The organism is Streptomyces sp. BV286, from assembly GCF_019090165.1.
GTDB lineage: Bacteria > Actinomycetota > Actinomycetes > Streptomycetales > Streptomycetaceae > Streptomyces.
Window position 1 is genome coordinate 41,650 of the sequence record NZ_JAHRIB010000098.1, and the last position, 14,252, is coordinate 55,901.

At 68.8% G+C, this 14,252-nt stretch carries 15 protein-coding genes and 1 pseudogene; 8 read left to right on the forward strand and 8 right to left on the reverse strand.

The window, feature by feature from the left end; translation table 11 throughout:
* Positions 1-55 precede the first annotated feature (55 nt).
* A pseudogene (locus KUF83_RS41925) lies at positions 56-507 on the forward strand (transposase); the annotation flags it as partial.
* A 225-nt stretch (positions 508-732) separates the two neighbouring features.
* Here KUF83_RS41925 and KUF83_RS13230 read toward each other — a convergent pair.
* A complete protein-coding gene (locus KUF83_RS13230) occupies positions 733-1,611 on the reverse strand; it encodes a hypothetical protein (RefSeq protein ID WP_217454855.1) in 879 nt (292 codons plus the stop codon).
* Positions 1,612-1,883: 272 nt separating this feature from the next.
* On the opposite strand from KUF83_RS13230, the gene KUF83_RS13235 reads away from it, so the two are divergent.
* Positions 1,884-2,036: a hypothetical protein gene (locus KUF83_RS13235; RefSeq protein WP_217454887.1), complete on the forward strand. Its 153-nt coding sequence runs from the start codon at positions 1,884-1,886 to the stop codon at positions 2,034-2,036.
* A gap of 895 nt (positions 2,037-2,931) precedes the next feature.
* Here the strand turns inward: KUF83_RS13235 and KUF83_RS13240 are convergent.
* From KUF83_RS13240 to ilvA, 3 genes are all read right to left on the reverse strand, one after another.
* Positions 2,932-3,738, reverse strand: a complete 807-nt coding sequence (locus tag KUF83_RS13240) for an ABC transporter permease (RefSeq protein WP_217454856.1) — start codon at positions 3,736-3,738, stop codon at positions 2,932-2,934.
* Positions 3,739-3,925: 187 nt separating this feature from the next.
* The gene (locus tag KUF83_RS13245; RefSeq protein WP_217454857.1) at positions 3,926-4,939 is read right to left on the reverse strand and encodes an ATP-binding cassette domain-containing protein; all 1,014 of its coding nucleotides are present in this window, start codon (positions 4,937-4,939) and stop codon (positions 3,926-3,928) included.
* Positions 4,940-5,210: 271 nt separating this feature from the next.
* Positions 5,211-6,440 carry a threonine ammonia-lyase gene (gene ilvA / locus KUF83_RS13250; RefSeq protein WP_217454858.1) on the reverse strand — a complete coding sequence of 410 codons (1,230 nt, stop codon included), beginning with the start codon at positions 6,438-6,440 and terminating at the stop codon, positions 5,211-5,213.
* 162 nt (positions 6,441-6,602) lie between these two features.
* On the opposite strand from ilvA, the gene KUF83_RS13255 reads away from it, so the two are divergent.
* The 3 genes from KUF83_RS13255 (at position 6,603) to KUF83_RS41935 (ending at position 8,163) form a co-directional block, all read left to right on the forward strand.
* Positions 6,603-7,103 (forward strand): MarR family winged helix-turn-helix transcriptional regulator, encoded by a 501-nt coding sequence (locus tag KUF83_RS13255; protein ID WP_217454882.1) that lies wholly within the window; start codon positions 6,603-6,605, stop codon positions 7,101-7,103.
* 302 nt (positions 7,104-7,405) lie between these two features.
* Positions 7,406-7,915, forward strand: coding sequence for a sigma factor-like helix-turn-helix DNA-binding protein (locus KUF83_RS41930; protein ID WP_308402986.1), 510 nt, complete (start codon positions 7,406-7,408; stop codon positions 7,913-7,915).
* Positions 7,912-8,163 (forward strand): hypothetical protein, encoded by a 252-nt coding sequence (locus tag KUF83_RS41935; RefSeq protein WP_254643779.1) that lies wholly within the window; start codon positions 7,912-7,914, stop codon positions 8,161-8,163. The genes KUF83_RS41930 and KUF83_RS41935 overlap by 4 nt, the downstream gene beginning before the upstream one ends.
* Before the next feature lie 148 nt (positions 8,164-8,311).
* Here the strand turns inward: KUF83_RS41935 and KUF83_RS13265 are convergent, their stop codons facing one another.
* Positions 8,312-9,466 carry a cystathionine gamma-synthase gene (locus KUF83_RS13265; protein ID WP_217454859.1) on the reverse strand — a complete coding sequence of 385 codons (1,155 nt, stop codon included), beginning with the start codon at positions 9,464-9,466 and terminating at the stop codon, positions 8,312-8,314.
* A 201-nt stretch (positions 9,467-9,667) separates the two neighbouring features.
* Here KUF83_RS13265 and KUF83_RS13270 point away from each other — a divergent pair, with 201 nt between their 5' ends.
* On the forward strand, positions 9,668-10,786 hold the full coding sequence (locus KUF83_RS13270; RefSeq protein WP_217454860.1) for a hypothetical protein: 1,119 nt from the start codon (positions 9,668-9,670) through the stop codon (positions 10,784-10,786).
* A gap of 192 nt (positions 10,787-10,978) precedes the next feature.
* Here the strand turns inward: KUF83_RS13270 and msrA are convergent, their stop codons facing one another.
* Both msrA and KUF83_RS13280 read right to left on the reverse strand, forming a co-directional pair.
* On the reverse strand, positions 10,979-11,491 hold the full coding sequence (gene msrA / locus KUF83_RS13275; protein ID WP_217454861.1) for a peptide-methionine (S)-S-oxide reductase MsrA: 513 nt from the start codon (positions 11,489-11,491) through the stop codon (positions 10,979-10,981).
* A 405-nt stretch (positions 11,492-11,896) separates the two neighbouring features.
* A complete protein-coding gene (locus KUF83_RS13280; protein WP_254643780.1) occupies positions 11,897-12,289 on the reverse strand; it encodes an ester cyclase in 393 nt (130 codons plus the stop codon).
* Between the two features lie 126 nt (positions 12,290-12,415).
* On the opposite strand from KUF83_RS13280, the gene KUF83_RS13285 reads away from it, so the two are divergent.
* Both KUF83_RS13285 and KUF83_RS13290 read left to right on the forward strand, forming a co-directional pair.
* The gene (locus tag KUF83_RS13285) at positions 12,416-13,006 is read left to right on the forward strand and encodes a PadR family transcriptional regulator (RefSeq protein WP_217454863.1); all 591 of its coding nucleotides are present in this window, start codon (positions 12,416-12,418) and stop codon (positions 13,004-13,006) included.
* A gap of 20 nt (positions 13,007-13,026) precedes the next feature.
* Positions 13,027-14,010, forward strand: a complete 984-nt coding sequence (locus tag KUF83_RS13290; RefSeq protein WP_217454864.1) for an NADPH:quinone reductase — start codon at positions 13,027-13,029, stop codon at positions 14,008-14,010.
* Positions 14,011-14,048: 38 nt separating this feature from the next.
* Here the strand turns inward: KUF83_RS13290 and KUF83_RS13295 are convergent, their stop codons facing one another.
* Positions 14,049-14,186, reverse strand: coding sequence for a hypothetical protein (locus KUF83_RS13295; RefSeq protein ID WP_217454865.1), 138 nt, complete (start codon positions 14,184-14,186; stop codon positions 14,049-14,051).
* Positions 14,187-14,252: the final 66 nt, after the last annotated feature.

Here is a 14,252-nt window from a genome sequence, read left to right on the forward strand (position 1 = left end):
AGCGTTGGCGCGCTGCCGGGGTCACCCATGTGTGAACCGGAAGAATACCTTGGCCTGCGCAATCGACTCCGTCAGAATCCGAGCCCTCAAAGGGGGGCAGCTGACCGGACCGAATCCGACCGACCGCGCCAAAACCGGATCGAAAATCCACCTCATCGTTGACCGCAATTGGCCTGCCGCTGTCGATCGGCACCTCCGCCGCGAACCTTCATGACAGTCAGGCACTCGTCCCACTGGTCCGCGGCATTCCGCCCATCCGCTCACCTCACGGACCCCCGACGCCGACGGCCCGGCAAGCTGCACGCAGACAAGGGATACGGCGCCTCAGTCCGGTTGTGCAGAGCCGAAGGCCTATACCGGCACCTGCGGCGATGGCTGTCACCGCGAGGCATCCCGCACCGCATCGCTCGCAGGTGCATCGAGTCGTCCCAGCGACTGGGCCAGCACCACTGGGTCGTCGAGCAGACCATGTCCTGGCTGTCCGGCTGCCGACGTCTCCACCGCCGCTAGGAACGCAAGCCAGAACACTTCCTCACGTTCACTGCCATCGCCGCGGCCCTCATCGAGGCTCACCCGGCACTGCGGCTTCCAAGGGCTCGCGATGATGCATCATCCGAGGAGTGGTAACAACATTGCTGTGGGCTCGACCACACTTCTACCTACCGGCGTCCGGGACCTTGTCACCGGACACGTACGCAATCTGCGGTGGCAGTTGATTTACCCATCCCCGAGTCAGGGAGACGCCATGTGGACCTGGTGGGAATAGCCGAAGAGCGTAGGGTCCTGGTTCCCCTCCTGAACGATCTTCGCCGCCTCAGCCATGAGTCGAGCACCCGAGAATTCGCCGCGGATGCCCGTGAGGTTGATTGTGTAGTGCAGGTCTCCTATGAGGTCTTCCGCAGACCCTTCAGACGAAATGACAAGCACTTCCTCGGTTTCCTGCCTCCACTGTTCATTCGCTGTTGCAGCTTTGACGTTCCCCCGGAATCCGGCAATCATAATTACGCCAGATGTGAAGCTGGGAATCGAGTGCGCGAGGCTCCAATTCTCATGGTCTTCACGCACCCTCGGGGCAAAATGTGAACCTCGCGCTCCGATTATTCCCTCTTCGAATACCACGACCAAGAGGTCCAAATGATTCTCTTGATGCCGATCGAGACAGGGGATATATCCACCACCATGATGGATCGTGTGATGCATGGATTGGTGAGGAGTCATCCAGTGCCGCAGATCCAAGTACTCACGATTATCGGCATAGGACGAATTACTGTCTGACCCAATGATGGTGTGTGCCGAAGCGTTGATTTTCGGCCACGTTGGTGGTGCCGAAAGGATCATAAATATCTCGTCCCCGCTAAGTCCTGAGGCGGGGGTAGGAACCCCTATCTGCTCTGCCGCCTGCTGCGCCCGCCTCAACAAGTCGAACAACTGCGAATCGAAAGCATCCCAATCGCCCTCGCTGCGGGGGCCGCGTGCAGAGCGAACATCCGACGTCGCCAGCATCCAAGCGACCGCGGTCGCAGACTGCTCACTGAACGTCTCCCCCCGGAAAAGACGGCGGATTGTCGCCTTACTGGCCTTGCCGCCACGCACTGTGACCGCCTCCGCCATGTCCTCCAGAGATGGCGTCCCGGAGTACCTCCTGAGTGTCCTGAGCCACTCCAACCACTCCCGTAGCGGGCCGCTAGCGGGGACCCACTCCGGGATGGCGATGTCACCACTTGCCGAGCCTGCCAACGCGTTCCTCCGCTCGTGATGCTGGCGCCATCCGCGTCACTACGATTCACCACGACTCTTTGCGGCTCACAGCGTATCGCTACGGAACATCCCTGCACCTCGTACGCCAAGCTCAACTCACCTGCATGGAGGGGGAGGTGGGCAGCATGAAGCTCGACAAGGAGTGGTGGCGCACGGTCCGGTACGCCATCGCGGAGGAGCGCCGAACGGTCCGTCTGATCAGTGTCTTGGCGGCAGTCGGTGTCATCATGGCTGCGTTGATCGTCATTGGGCACGGGTTCTCTGTGACGGTCGGCTAGGCCATGCACCCTGACGAGGGGTGCACCGCCGGCAAGCGGCAGCAGACAGGAGGGGCCCGGTTCGTTTCGAACCGGGCCCCTCAGTCGCGTTACTCCGGCAGGACTTCGAAGTACTGATGCATCAACTGCGCAGCTCCCACAACATCGGGGCGGATCTCCATGAGGGCAATGGCTCCGGCCACGCAGTCGTTTCGCACCGCGACCAATACGGGACCAACGCTGCCTGTCTGCATTTGGCCATGGAGGAATGAGAAGCCATCCGCGGCCATCGCCTCGGCAAAGCTTCCAAAAGTAGCCGGAGCGGGCTCCGGCAGATTCTCGAAAGGAAGAACCTTGCCAGCTGGAGAGGGGCAAGGGTCTTGGAACTCCTTCAGTTGGGCTCGGGCCCCCTTGCCCCGCAGCGTCTCGGGACCAAAGAGCCGCACGACTTTGGCCGTGTGCGCGCCGTACTCCGTCGCTAGTTTCTGAGCGAGTTCTGAGCCGCTGACGAAGCTGTGGGCTGTTTAGTTCCGTAGATGTGGACCTTCACCGTTCCGTACCCTCTCCGTAGAAAGCTTGGAATCAGCGTCTCCCCCGGCTGGTGCACGATTCCTTCAACCAAGACTCTTTCCGCCTCGTGCTCTGACCAACGGATGTCCTTGTCGTAGCGTAAGAATCGCTGATCGGCAGAGGCTGCAAGCACCCCCAGGGCCCCCGCCCTGGTCGTCTCTAGGGCCGCCTGGAGCGCCTTCCTGGGGCTGGCGAAGGCTGCCCAGATCTGACCCCCTAGACTCATAGTCGAAGGCTCTCCCCTGCATCCCTGGGGAGGGCCTTCGCTGTCTGCGTGAGAGAACTTCCGTCACACGCCGAAGAGCCCCCTCCGTTCGCAGGAAGGGGCTCCGTCGCAGGAGCGCGATCAGCCGTCCGCCGAGCGGTACTTGCGGACCGCGAACGTCCGGAACGCCGCAATGATCAGCACGGACCAGATCACAGAGGCCCAGACGGGGTGCTGCATGGGCCACGCGTCCGACTGCACAACACCTGGGTTTCCGAACAGCTCCCGGCAGGCCTGGACCGTGGCGCTGAAGGGGTTCCACTCAGCGATGTGGCGCAACCACGGGGTCATCTGGCTGGAGTCCACGAACGCGTTCGAGATGAACGTCACCGGGAACAGCCAGATGATCCCGCCGGAGGTCGCCGCCTCCGGGGTGCGCACGGACAGTCCGATCAGGGCGCCGATCCAGGTGAAGGCGTATCCGAGCAGGAGCAGCAGGGCGAAGCCGCCGAGGACCTTCCCCACGTTGGTGGGCTCCTCGGAGCCAGGGCGCCATCCCACAAGCAGGGCGACGATCGCGAGGACAAGCAGCGTGATGAATGTCTGAACGAGATCGGCGACAGTACGTCCGGTCAGTACTGCGCCTCGGGCCATCGGGAGCGAGCGGAAGCGGTCGACGAGTCCCTTCTGCATGTCGTCGGCGATACCGGCGGCTGATCCCGCCGTGGCGAAGGTGACGGTCTGCGCGAAGATGCCAGCCATCAAGAAGTTCTTGTAGATGTCCGGATCGGTAGAGCCCCCAACGCTCATCGAGCCGCCGAAGACGTACGTGAACAGCACCACGAACATCACTGGCTGGATGACCCCAAAAAGGATCATCTCGGGAATTCGGGTCATGCGGATTAGGTTCCTGCGGGCGATGACCAGGGAGTCAGCCACCATGCTCATGCGACCTGCTCCTTCCCGACGCTCATGCGCTGCTCTTGGGCGGGCAGCCAGTTGGATTGAATCGAAGCTCTGCGAAGAGGATTCGGAATTCTGATCAAATTCCGTTTGGCCACGACCAGGGAGTCGCGGACGGACTGGCCGAGGGAGCCCCCCGGGGCCACGGTCCGCACGGCATCGGTGACGGCGCTCACTTGGCGGCCTCCTTCTTGCGCTTGTGACCCTTGGCGTCTTCGGCGGTTTCGCCGTTGTCCTCGGCCTTCTCCTCGGCGAGGTGGCCCGTCAGCGACAGGAACACGTCGTCGAGGGTGGGGCGGCGCAGGCCGATGTCGTCGATCTCGATACCGCGGGCGTCCAGCTCGCGGATGACCTCGGCGAGCAGCTTCGCGCCGCCGGAGACGGGCACGGTGAGCCGGCGGGTGTGGTCCTCGACGGTGGTCTCCCCCTTGCCGAAGCCCCGCAGGACCTCGGTGGCGGTCCCGATGTGCTCGCGGTCGTGCACCACGACCTCCACGCGCTCGCCGCCGGTGCGGGCCTTGAGCTGGTCGGAGGTGCCGCGGGCGATGACCCGGCCGTGGTCGACCACGCAGATGTCGTGCGCGAGGTGGTCGGCCTCTTCGAGGTACTGGGTGGTCAGCAGCAGCGTCGTGCCGCCCGAGACCAACTGCTTGATGACCTCCCACAGCTGCTGGCGGTTGCGCGGGTCGAGGCCGGTCGTCGGCTCGTCCATGAACATGACCGGCGGCGAGACGACGAGCGCCGCCGCGAGGTCGAGCCGACGGCGCATACCGCCGGAGTACGTCTTCGCCGGCCTGTCGGCGGCGTCCGTGAGGTTGAACTGCTCCAGCAGCTCGACCGCGCGGACCTTCGCCTGCTTGGCCCGCATCTGGTAGAGCTGGCCGACCATGTGGAGGTTCTCGCGGCCGGTCAGGTACTCGTCGACCGCGGCGAACTGGCCGGACAGGCCGATCGAGCGCCGTACCTCGTTCGGATGCTTGAGCACGTCGATGCCCGCGACGACGGCCCTGCCGCGGTCGGGCCGGAGCAGCGTGGTGAGACAGCGGACCGTGGTGGTCTTGCCCGCGCCGTTCGGCCCGAGCAGGCCCAGGACCGTGCCCTCCGGGACATCGAGATCGACGCCGTCGAGGGCCTTTACGTCGCCGAAGGTCTTCACCAGGCCTTCGGCGTAGATGGCGCCCGGCATGTGAGTCTCCCAAGGGGTTGGGGGTCCAGCGGAAAGTGACTAGTTTTGCCCTGCTCTGCCTCGCACGGCGAGCGAATATCCGGCGCACCCCGGGCAGCCCAGTGACGAGGGACACACCATAACGCGATGTATCGCGTTTCCTCAAGTAGTTTTCCGTACGCGCTCCTGCGCCCGGATCCCGGCCTGAATTCCGCCCGGATCCGGCCTGGGTTCCGGCCGGATCCTGTACGGATCCCGGCCGGTCCCGGCAGGCGCACACGGCCGCCCGACCTCAGTCGATGACCGTGTAACCCGCCTGCCGCAGCGCCGCGTTCACGTCGGCGCAGTGCTCCGGACCCTTCGTCTCCAGGTGCAGCTCGACCTCCACCTCCGTGAGCCCGAGCCGCGGATCGGTCCGTACGTGGCTCACGTCGAGGACGTTGGCGTCCACCGCTGACAACACCCCGAGAAGCGTGGCCAGGGCGCCGGGACGGTCCGTCAGCCGCAGCGTCACCGCGAGGTAGCGGCCGCCCGCGGCCATGCCGTGGCGCAGGATGCGCTGCATCAGCAGCGGGTCCACGTTGCCGCCGGACAGCAGCGCGACGACCGGGCCCTCGTAGGCGTCCGGCTCGCTCATGATCGCCGCGACGGGACTCGCGCCCGCGGGCTCTACGACGAGCTTGGCCCGCTCCAGGCAGAGCAGCAGCGCACTGGACAGCGCGTCCTCGGAGACCGTACGGACCTCGTCCACCAGTTCCTCGACGATCCGGAACGGCACGTCCCCGGGCCGCCCCACCTTGATCCCGTCGGCCATCGTCGCCGGGTTCTCGACCGACAGCGGGCGCCCGGCCGCCAGCGAGGGCGGGTAGGCGGCGGCGCCCGCCGCCTGCACGCCCACGATCCGTACGTCCGGTCGCAGGGCCTTCACCGCGACGGCGATGCCCGCGGCGAGTCCGCCGCCGCCGATCCCGACGACGATCGTGCGCACCTCGGGGCACTGTTCCAGGATCTCCAGGCCGACCGTGCCCTGCCCGGCGATGATGTCGGGGTGGTCGAAGGGGTGGATGAAGACGGCGCCCGTCTCGGCCGCGTACTCCTGCGCGGCGGCCAGCGTCTCGTCCACGACCGTGCCGTGCGTGCGCACCTCGGCGCCGTAGTGCCGGGTCGCCGCGACCTTCGGCAGCGGGGCGCCACTGGGCATGAACACCGTGGAGCGCACACCGAGCAGCGAGGAGGCCAGGGCGACGCCCTGCGCGTGGTTCCCGGCGCTGGCCGCGACCACCCCGGCCGCCCGCTCCTCGGGAAGGAGTCCGGCGATCCGCACGTACGCGCCGCGCAGTTTGAACGAACCGGTGCGCTGGAGGTTCTCGCACTTGAAGTGGACAGGGGCCCCCACCAGCCCGGACAGGTGCCTGCTGCCCTCCATGGCGGTCACCCGCGCCACGCCCGTGAGCATCTTCTGGGCGCCGCGTACGTCGTCGAGGGTCACCAGCGGCAAGGAGTCAGCCGTGCGGTAGCTCATGACCACCAGTCTCGCAGTTCACACCGCGCGACAGCGGCCGTGACCAACGTCCGAGACCGGTTTGCTCAGCGCCGGTACGGCCCGCCCCCCGTCCGCGTACTCTGTCCCCCAACCCAGCCCCACGCATGAATAGAGCCCCCGGCCATGCCCACAACACCTGAAATGTCGATGGACATGACGACCGTCGGTGACACCGGTCTTCTGGAAACGCTGCAGCACGAGGTCGCGGTGTTCGCCCGCCGTGCCGAACAGACCCGGCTCGGCGGGGTCGGTCAGGTGCGCAACTCCATGGACCGCGCCGCGTATCTGCTGCTCAACCGCCTCGACAAGGAGGGGCCGATGGGCGTCAAGGCACTCGCCGCGAGCATGGGCATCGACTCGTCGACGGTCACCCGGCAGGTGGCCCCGCTGGTCGACACCGGGCTCGTCAAGCGCACCTCCCACCCGGAGGACGGGCGTGCCGTGGTGCTCCAGCTGTCGCCGCGCGGCCTGTCCCGCCTGGAGGAAGTGCGGTCCTCAAGACGTCAGTTGATGGCCGAACTGACTCAGGAGTGGGCACCCGAGGAGCGCGAGGCCTTCTGCACGCTGCTCACCCGCTTCAACACCGCACTCTCCACCCGGATGGCCGCGTCGCCGTCCGTGGAGGCCCCGGCCCCTTCCTGACCGGCCCGCCGCGCGGTGCCCCGCCCGCGACCGCGCCCGCCCGGCCGTCAGGTTCCGGCGCCCCGCGTCGGCGCCCGGCTTCGGCTCGGGCCACTCGAACGGCGCCACCGCGTGCTCGTGCCGCGCCGTCCCGCCGGTTTCCCCGGTGCGCTCCCTCCTCGTCCCGTGCCGTCGCACACCGTCTCGTACCGGCCTCTTGACCAGGGGCCCACGCCTGGCCTCATATGAGACCGGGCCCTGTCGTACGCGGCTGTCCCCGGCGTACGCATCCAGGGCCCGGTTCCCCACCGTCGGGAGGCACGGTGCGAGAGCGGCAGGCGTCCCGGAACGCCCGCCGTGCCCGGGAGTTCAAGGCATTCGTCGCGGGCGCGGGAGGGCGGCTGCTGCATGCCGCGACGCTGCTCACCGCGGAGCCCCCGGACGACAACCCGCGCGCGCGGCGCCTGCTCACCGCGGCCCTGGCCCACACGTACGCCACCTGGGACCGGCTGCACGGTGAGGACCCGTACGACCGGACCCGGCAGCACCTGGCCGTGCGCTTCGCGCGCGGGGCCTGGCACCAGTACGGCGGCTTCGGCCGGGCCCACACCCGCGGCCGCCCGGACCACGGCAGCGTCCTGTACTGCCTCACGCCGCAGGAACGGCTGATCCTCGTGCTGCGCATGTACGAGGGCGTCGCCGAGGAGCAGGCCGCGGCACTGCTGGGGCTGCCCACCGAGCGGGTACGGGCCATCTGCGCCCGCGCCATGGCCACGCTGCTGCATCCGCCGCGGGAGGCCACCCCGGTGATCGCGAAGGTGGCGCCCTCATGAGCCCGGTGAACCGCAGGGAGGCCGATGTCCGGCGCATCCTGGAGGAGCCCCAGCCGCCCGTACCGCCCGAGCTGTACCCGGAGGCCGTGCGCAGGGGCGGGCGGATGCTGCGCCGTCGAAGGGCCGCGCTCCTGCTGATCTGGCTGCTGCTGCTCGCGGCGGCCGTGGCCTTCGTGGTGTGGGCGTCGATCGCCCAGCCGTGGGTGGAGCCGCCGTCGGAGACGACTCCACCGCTGACCGGCTGGTGAGGGCGACGGCCGACGGCGAACCGGTGAGGACCGCCGAAACCCTCCGCCGGCCGCCGAAGACCCGTGTCTCTGCCTGCCCCGGCCCAAGAACGCCACGGGCCTGCAGCGCGTCGCGCCCGGGCTTGCGGGCTTCGCGGGCCGCGGTCGGCTAGCCCAGGGCCTGCTTGAGGTCCTCAAGGAGGTCGTCGACGTTCTCGATGCCTACGGAGAGGCGTACGAGGTCGGCGGGGACCTCCAGGAGGGACCCGGCCACGGACGCGTGCGTCATGCGCCCCGGGTGCTCGATCAGGGACTCGACGCCGCCCAGGGACTCGCCCAGCGTGAACACCTTGGCGCGGTTGCAGACCTCGACGGCCGCCTCCTCGCCGCCTTCGACTTGGAAGGAGACCATGCCACCGAACGACCTCATCTGCTTGGCGGCGATCTCGTGGCCGGGGTGCTCCGGGAGGCCCGGGTACAGGACACGCGTCACGCGCGCGTGCCGGGTGAGCATCTCGGCGACCTTGGTCGCGTTCTCGCTGTGCCGGTCCATGCGGACGGCGAGCGTCTTGATGCCGCGCAGCACCAGCCAGGCGTCCATGGGACCGGCCACCGCGCCCATCGCGTTCTGGTGGTAGGCCAGCTCCTCGCCGAGGGCCTGGTCGCCCACCACGAGGGCACCGCCGACGACGTCGGAGTGGCCGCCCATGTACTTGGTCAGCGAGTGCACGACGACGTCCGCGCCGAGCGCGAGCGGCTGCTGGAGGTACGGGCTGGCGAAGGTGTTGTCGACGACGAGCTTCGCGCCGGCCTCACGCGCGATGTGTGAGAGGGCGGCGATGTCGGTGATGCCGAGGAGCGGGTTGGAGGGGGTCTCCACCCAGACGGCCTTGGTCTTCGGGGTGATGGCGGCCCGCACGGCCGCGGGGTCGCTGGTGTCGGCGACCGACCACTCCACCCCCCACCGCGAGACGACCTTCGCGAAGAGGCGGAACGTGCCGCCATACGCGTCGTTGGGGATGACCACGTGGTCGCCGGGGCTGAGCAGCGTACGCAGCAGGCAGTCCTCGGCCGCCAGTCCGGACGCGAACGCGAGCCCGCGGCGGCCGCCCTCCAGGGCCGCGAGGTTCTCCTCCAGGGCGGTCCTGGTGGGGTTGGCGCTGCGGCTGTACTCGTAGCCGCCGCGCAGACCGCCGACGCCGTCCTGCTTGTAGGTCGAGACCTGGTAGATCGGCGGGACGACCGCGCCGGTGAGGGGATCGGCGGTGTTGCCCGCGTGGATCGCCACGGTTTCGAAGTGCTGGCTGATGTGCCTGTCGCTCATGGGCACCGAGGGTAATGCGCCCGCGGGGATTGTGGCGGCGGGCGGCCGGACACCGGGCCGCGGACCACCCGCCGGCCTCGCCCTCCCCGCCCCTCTTCCCGTCCCTCCCGCCATCCCTCCCGCCGTCCCTCCCGCAAGGTTTTCCACAGGAGCGGCCGACCTGGTTGGCCAATTGTCGGACGCGTCTGGTTCGCTTGTCGTATGGAGATTCTCTGGGTCCTGATGGCGCTGCTCATGATCGGGTTCGCCCTGGGGCCGATCCTGAGGCGCAGGCGTGCCGGAATCACGCAGGTCGCCCCCGGCGACCCGGACGCCGCCGACCCGGCGAACTACGGCTTCCTGCGCCAGGAGGAGCTGGACATCCGTATGCCCGGCCCCGACCAGGATCTGCTGGAGGTCCTCGACCTGGTGCAGCGCGGCCAGGACTACCGCGCGGCCTCCCAGCTCCTCGCGGGCACGGAGTCGGAGGGCGAGCGGCGCTGGCAGCGCGTCCAGGCCTTCGCGGGCGCCGCCTCGCTGGAGCTGCAGCAGCGCCCCGGGGGCGTGAGCGACAGCCCCGGCGGCCAGTGGCTGCGGGTGTGGCGTGCCGAGAAGCCCAAGGACGCGGGCGGCGCCGCCGTGCACGCCGAGTTCCTGGTGCAGCAGGCGTGGCGCACGTCGACGCCGGGGACCGACGAGTTCCGGATCATCATGGAGGAGGCGCGGTCGGCCTGCGGCGAGGCAGCACTGCTGGCACCGGGCGACCCGATTCCGTACATCATCGAGCTGTCGGTGGCCCGCGGGCTCGCGTACACCCAGCCGGAGTTCGAGAAGCTCTGGCTGAAGATCCTCGACAGGGCGCCCGCGCATATGGGGGCACATCTGGCGGCCCTGCACTACTGGTGCGAGAAGTGGCACGGGTCACGGGAGACGGCGTACTCGTTCGCGGAGGCGGCCGCGGCGCGCGCCCCCCAGGGGTCCCTCCTCGCCGCCATGCCGCTCTTCGCGGTCTTCGAGCACCTTCCTGAGGTGAATCTCGTCAGCGGCTTCTACCAGAGCGAGGTCGTGACCAAGGCGGTCCACGGCGGGCTGTTCGCGGTCCATTCGGCCCGCTCCGACGACCCGATGCTCGCGCACGTCCGCCATCTGCTGATCTTCTTCCTGGTCCGCGGCGAGCGCTGGTCGGAGGCGATGAACCAGCTGGTGCACGTCGACGGCCATGTGGGCGCCCTCCCGTGGACGCTGACGTCGGACCCGGCGGCGGACTACGCGGTGTACCGGGCCCTGGCGGTGGCGGGATACGAGGCGAACGGCGGCAGTCCGGCCACGCTGTCGCGCTGAGCAGGCCCGGGGCGCGCCCTCCGCCGCCCCGGACGGCGCTCATGCACTCCGCTGTTGCGCTCCTCCGGCGCCGTCCGCGCCCGGCGCCCTTCTAAACGGCATCGGGCGACCGCCGGCCCCGCAGGCGCGGGAAGTCCCGGCTGCGGAGCCTCGGCCGGTCGTCTCCGGGCTCCGCCGGGCCGCCTCGCGCGGTCAGCTCTCCGCGCGAGTCGGCAGCCGCCATCCCGAGCGCGGGAAGTGGCACGTGTAGCCCTCCGGGTAACGCAGCAGGTAGTCCTGGTGCTCGGGCTCGGCCTCCCAGAAGGGGCCGACCGGCTCCACCTCGGTGACGACCTTGCCCGGCCACAGGCCGGAGGCGTCCACGTCCGCGATCGTGTCCTCGGCGGTCCGCTTCTGCTCGTCGTCCACGTAGTAGATCGCCGAGCGGTAGCTGAGGCCGATGTCGTTGCCCTGACGGTTCTTGGTGCTCGGGTCGTGGATCTGGAAGAAGAACTCCAGGATCGCGCGGAAGCTGGTCTCCTCGGGGTCGAAAAGGATCTCGATGGCCTCCGCGTGCGTCCCGTGGTTGCGGTACGTCGCGTTCGGCACGTCGCCCCCGGTGTATCCGACCCGGGTCGCCGTCACGCCCGGGAGCCGGCGGATCAGATCCTCCATCCCCCAGAAGCATCCACCCGCGAGCACGGCCCTCTGCGTCTGCGCAGCCATTGCGGCCCCTCCAATATCTGTCAGCTCGGTCACTCGGGCTGCTCGGCTCGCACACCGCCGGCTACCTGCCCACTCCCACAACGCGTGAGGGTCCCGGGCGATTCCGTGCCCGCCCGCCGCCCCTGCGTCACCCGGTCGAAAACCGATGGCACGCAGGATCCGTGCACTCCACCAGTTCCGTACCCGGCTCGGTCACGTCAGCGGTGACAAGGTGTAAAGCTCTCGCCGCAACGGGCGCTGTCTGCGCGAAGACGCCGGATCAAGAAGAAGACCGGCCTCTTGCGGTGAACCCGCAACAGACGCCCGCGCTCCGGTGGAGGGCTTCGCCCTCTGCCACCGCGCCATGCGGCCCCCTCCCGGCAGCGGCAATCCGCGCGGCCGAAGGCTCACCCGGCGCTACGAGGTTCAAGGCGCCGGCACGGCACCGATCTGCTGCATCACCCCGAGGAGATCGGGCTGGCCCCGTTCGCCGACGATCCGGCCGTCGGCCAGGTAGTAGAAGTTCATGGCCTGCACCGAGATCTTGTTGCCACTCGCCGGGACCCCGAAGAACTCACCGTCGTGGGTTCCCCGCATGGTGAACCGCGCGGCCACGGTGTCGCCTTCGGTGACCGTCTCCTCCAGCGTCCACTGGACGTCGGGGAAGGCGCTGCGCATCATCCCGAGGACTTCCATGTACCCATCGGGTCCCCGCAGGGGTTCTGAGTGGCTTGGCGCGTGGAACACCGCGTCCGGAGAAATGACCTCGCGGGAGAGATCCTCGTTGCCCGTGTTGATGAACTCGACGAAACGGTTCATCACTGACTCGGTGGACTGCGATGGCATCGTGCTGTGCCTCTCCAGAGACGTTTGGGCGGGTACCGGCGAGGCTAACATCGATTCGATGTGAACATCGATTCGATGTTCACGTGCGATGATGGACTCATGCTGGAACTCGCGATACTCGGCTACCTCGCCGAGGGACCCCTGCCTGGACACGAGCTGCGCCGCCGCATCTCACAGCTGACCGGCTATACGCGGCCGGTCAGTGACGGCAGCCTGTATCCGGCAATCAATCGCCTGACCAGGGCGGGCTTGATCGAGCGGCGCGCCGACCCAGCCGCGGGGGCGGCCCGATACGTGCTCAGCCCGACCGCGGCTGGACGGGCCGAAATGCTTCAACGCCTGCGCAAGCCAGCCGACCACGAGATCACCGACTTCACCCGGTTCTACGTCGTCCTGGCCTTCCTCTCCCACCTGCCCGACGTGGCCGAACAGCACGCGGTGCTGCGCAGACGTCTGGAGTTCCTGGAGGAACCGGCGAGTTTCTTCTACGACAAGGAGCGGCCCCTGCGTGCCGAGGAGGTCGCCGACCCCTACCGGCGGGGCATGCTGCTCACCGCCCGCGCCACCAGCCGCGCCGAACGGACCTGGCTGCGCGAGGCCCTCGGGGAGAAGGCGCCCGCATTCGACACCGCATGCACCGACAGCGATCCGCATGCGGATCCGCATGCGCCCGCCGCTCCCGCGAGCTGACTGTCCACGGAGGTACCCCCATGCTTGCTTCCTGGTACGACGACCAGGGCCCCGCCGCCGATGTCCTGCACGTCGGTGAACTCGCTGATCCCGTCCCCGGCCCCGGCGAGGTCCGCGTCCGCGTCACCGTCTCGGGCGTCAACCCTGGCGACACCAAGAAGCGGCGCGGCTGGCTCGGCTCGTCCATGCCCTTCCCGCGGGTGATCCCGCACAGCGACGGCGCCGGAGTCATCGACGCCGTGGGCGCCCAAGTCGACGCCCGCCGCGTCGGACAGCGGGTCTGGGTACACGGCGCCCAGTCCTACCGCCCCTTCGGCACAGCCGCCCAGTACACCGTCGTACCCGACCACCAGGCCGTATTCCTGCCCGACCACCTCGGTGACGAGCTGGGGGCGAGCCTCGGCATCCCCGGCATCACAGCCCACCGCACCGTCTTCGCCGACGGCCCGGTCGACGGCCAACTGGTCCTGGTCCACGGAGTTCTCGGCGGCGTCGGCTCCCTGGCCGCCCAGCTCGCCCACTGGGCCGGCGCGACTGTGATCGCGACCGTCCGCCGAAGCGCGGACCTCAACCGCGTCGACGCGGCCGTCGTCTCCCACGCCGTCCCCCTGGATACCGGCGACCCCGCCGCGGCCATCCGCTCGTACGCGCCGCGGGGCGTCGACCGGATCATCGAGGTCGCGCTGTCCGACAACGCCGACCTCGACAACGCCGTCGCCGCCAACAACGCCGTCATCGCCGCCTACGCCACCCGCACGGACCGCACCGAAATCCCCTTCTGGCCGCTGCTGTTCAACAACGTCACCCTCCGCCTGCTCGGCAGCGACGACTTCCCTGCTGCGGCCAAGCGCCAGGCCGCCCGCGACCTCACCTCCGCCGCCGCCGTCGGCGCCCTCACCATCGCAGTCGGCGACCGTCACCCGCTGGAAGACATCGCCAAGGCCCACGACCACGTCGACGCCGGCGGTGGCCACGGCCGCATCCTGCTCACGATCCCCCGATAGCGCAGACTCGGAACATCGCCCTGCTCAACTACCGGGCCCTACGGGTCGGCCCGTCGCGCTGCAAAGTAATCGGACCAGTTCCCGCCGACGAGGGTGTCCCAGCGTTCGGCTGTCTTGGGGTGGATGCCGAGCAGGTCGGCGACGACCATGTGCGGCAGGTCCACCAAGGCGTCCATCGCGGCGGAGTTCCGTGCAGCGCGGGCGGGCAGACCGTGGTGTCTCAAGGTGTCGGCGGGCCGAGG

Bases quoted from the DNA above. Each gene is read 5' to 3' on its own strand.
- KUF83_RS13285 (WP_217454863.1), top strand. From the start codon at position 12,416: ATGCTGGAACTCGCGATACTCGGCTACCTCGCCGAGGGACCCCTGCCT.
- ilvA (WP_217454858.1), bottom strand. From the start codon at position 6,440: ATGAGCTACCGCACGGCTGACTCCTTGCCGCTGGTGACCCTCGACGAC.
- KUF83_RS13240 (WP_217454856.1), bottom strand. From the start codon at position 3,738: ATGAGCATGGTGGCTGACTCCCTGGTCATCGCCCGCAGGAACCTAATC.
- KUF83_RS13235 (WP_217454887.1), top strand. From the start codon at position 1,884: ATGAAGCTCGACAAGGAGTGGTGGCGCACGGTCCGGTACGCCATCGCG.
- msrA (WP_217454861.1), bottom strand. From the start codon at position 11,491: ATGGCTGCGCAGACGCAGAGGGCCGTGCTCGCGGGTGGATGCTTCTGG.
- KUF83_RS13265 (WP_217454859.1), bottom strand. From the start codon at position 9,466: ATGAGCGACAGGCACATCAGCCAGCACTTCGAAACCGTGGCGATCCAC.
- KUF83_RS13290 (WP_217454864.1), top strand. From the start codon at position 13,027: ATGCTTGCTTCCTGGTACGACGACCAGGGCCCCGCCGCCGATGTCCTG.
- KUF83_RS41935 (WP_254643779.1), top strand. From the start codon at position 7,912: ATGAGCCCGGTGAACCGCAGGGAGGCCGATGTCCGGCGCATCCTGGAG.
- KUF83_RS13255 (WP_217454882.1), top strand. From the start codon at position 6,603: ATGTCGATGGACATGACGACCGTCGGTGACACCGGTCTTCTGGAAACG.
- KUF83_RS13295 (WP_217454865.1), bottom strand. From the start codon at position 14,186: ATGGACGCCTTGGTGGACCTGCCGCACATGGTCGTCGCCGACCTGCTC.
- KUF83_RS13230 (WP_217454855.1), bottom strand. From the start codon at position 1,611: ATGGCGGAGGCGGTCACAGTGCGTGGCGGCAAGGCCAGTAAGGCGACA.
- KUF83_RS13270 (WP_217454860.1), top strand. From the start codon at position 9,668: ATGGAGATTCTCTGGGTCCTGATGGCGCTGCTCATGATCGGGTTCGCC.
- KUF83_RS13280 (WP_254643780.1), bottom strand. From the start codon at position 12,289: ATGAACCGTTTCGTCGAGTTCATCAACACGGGCAACGAGGATCTCTCC.
- KUF83_RS13245 (WP_217454857.1), bottom strand. From the start codon at position 4,939: ATGCCGGGCGCCATCTACGCCGAAGGCCTGGTGAAGACCTTCGGCGAC.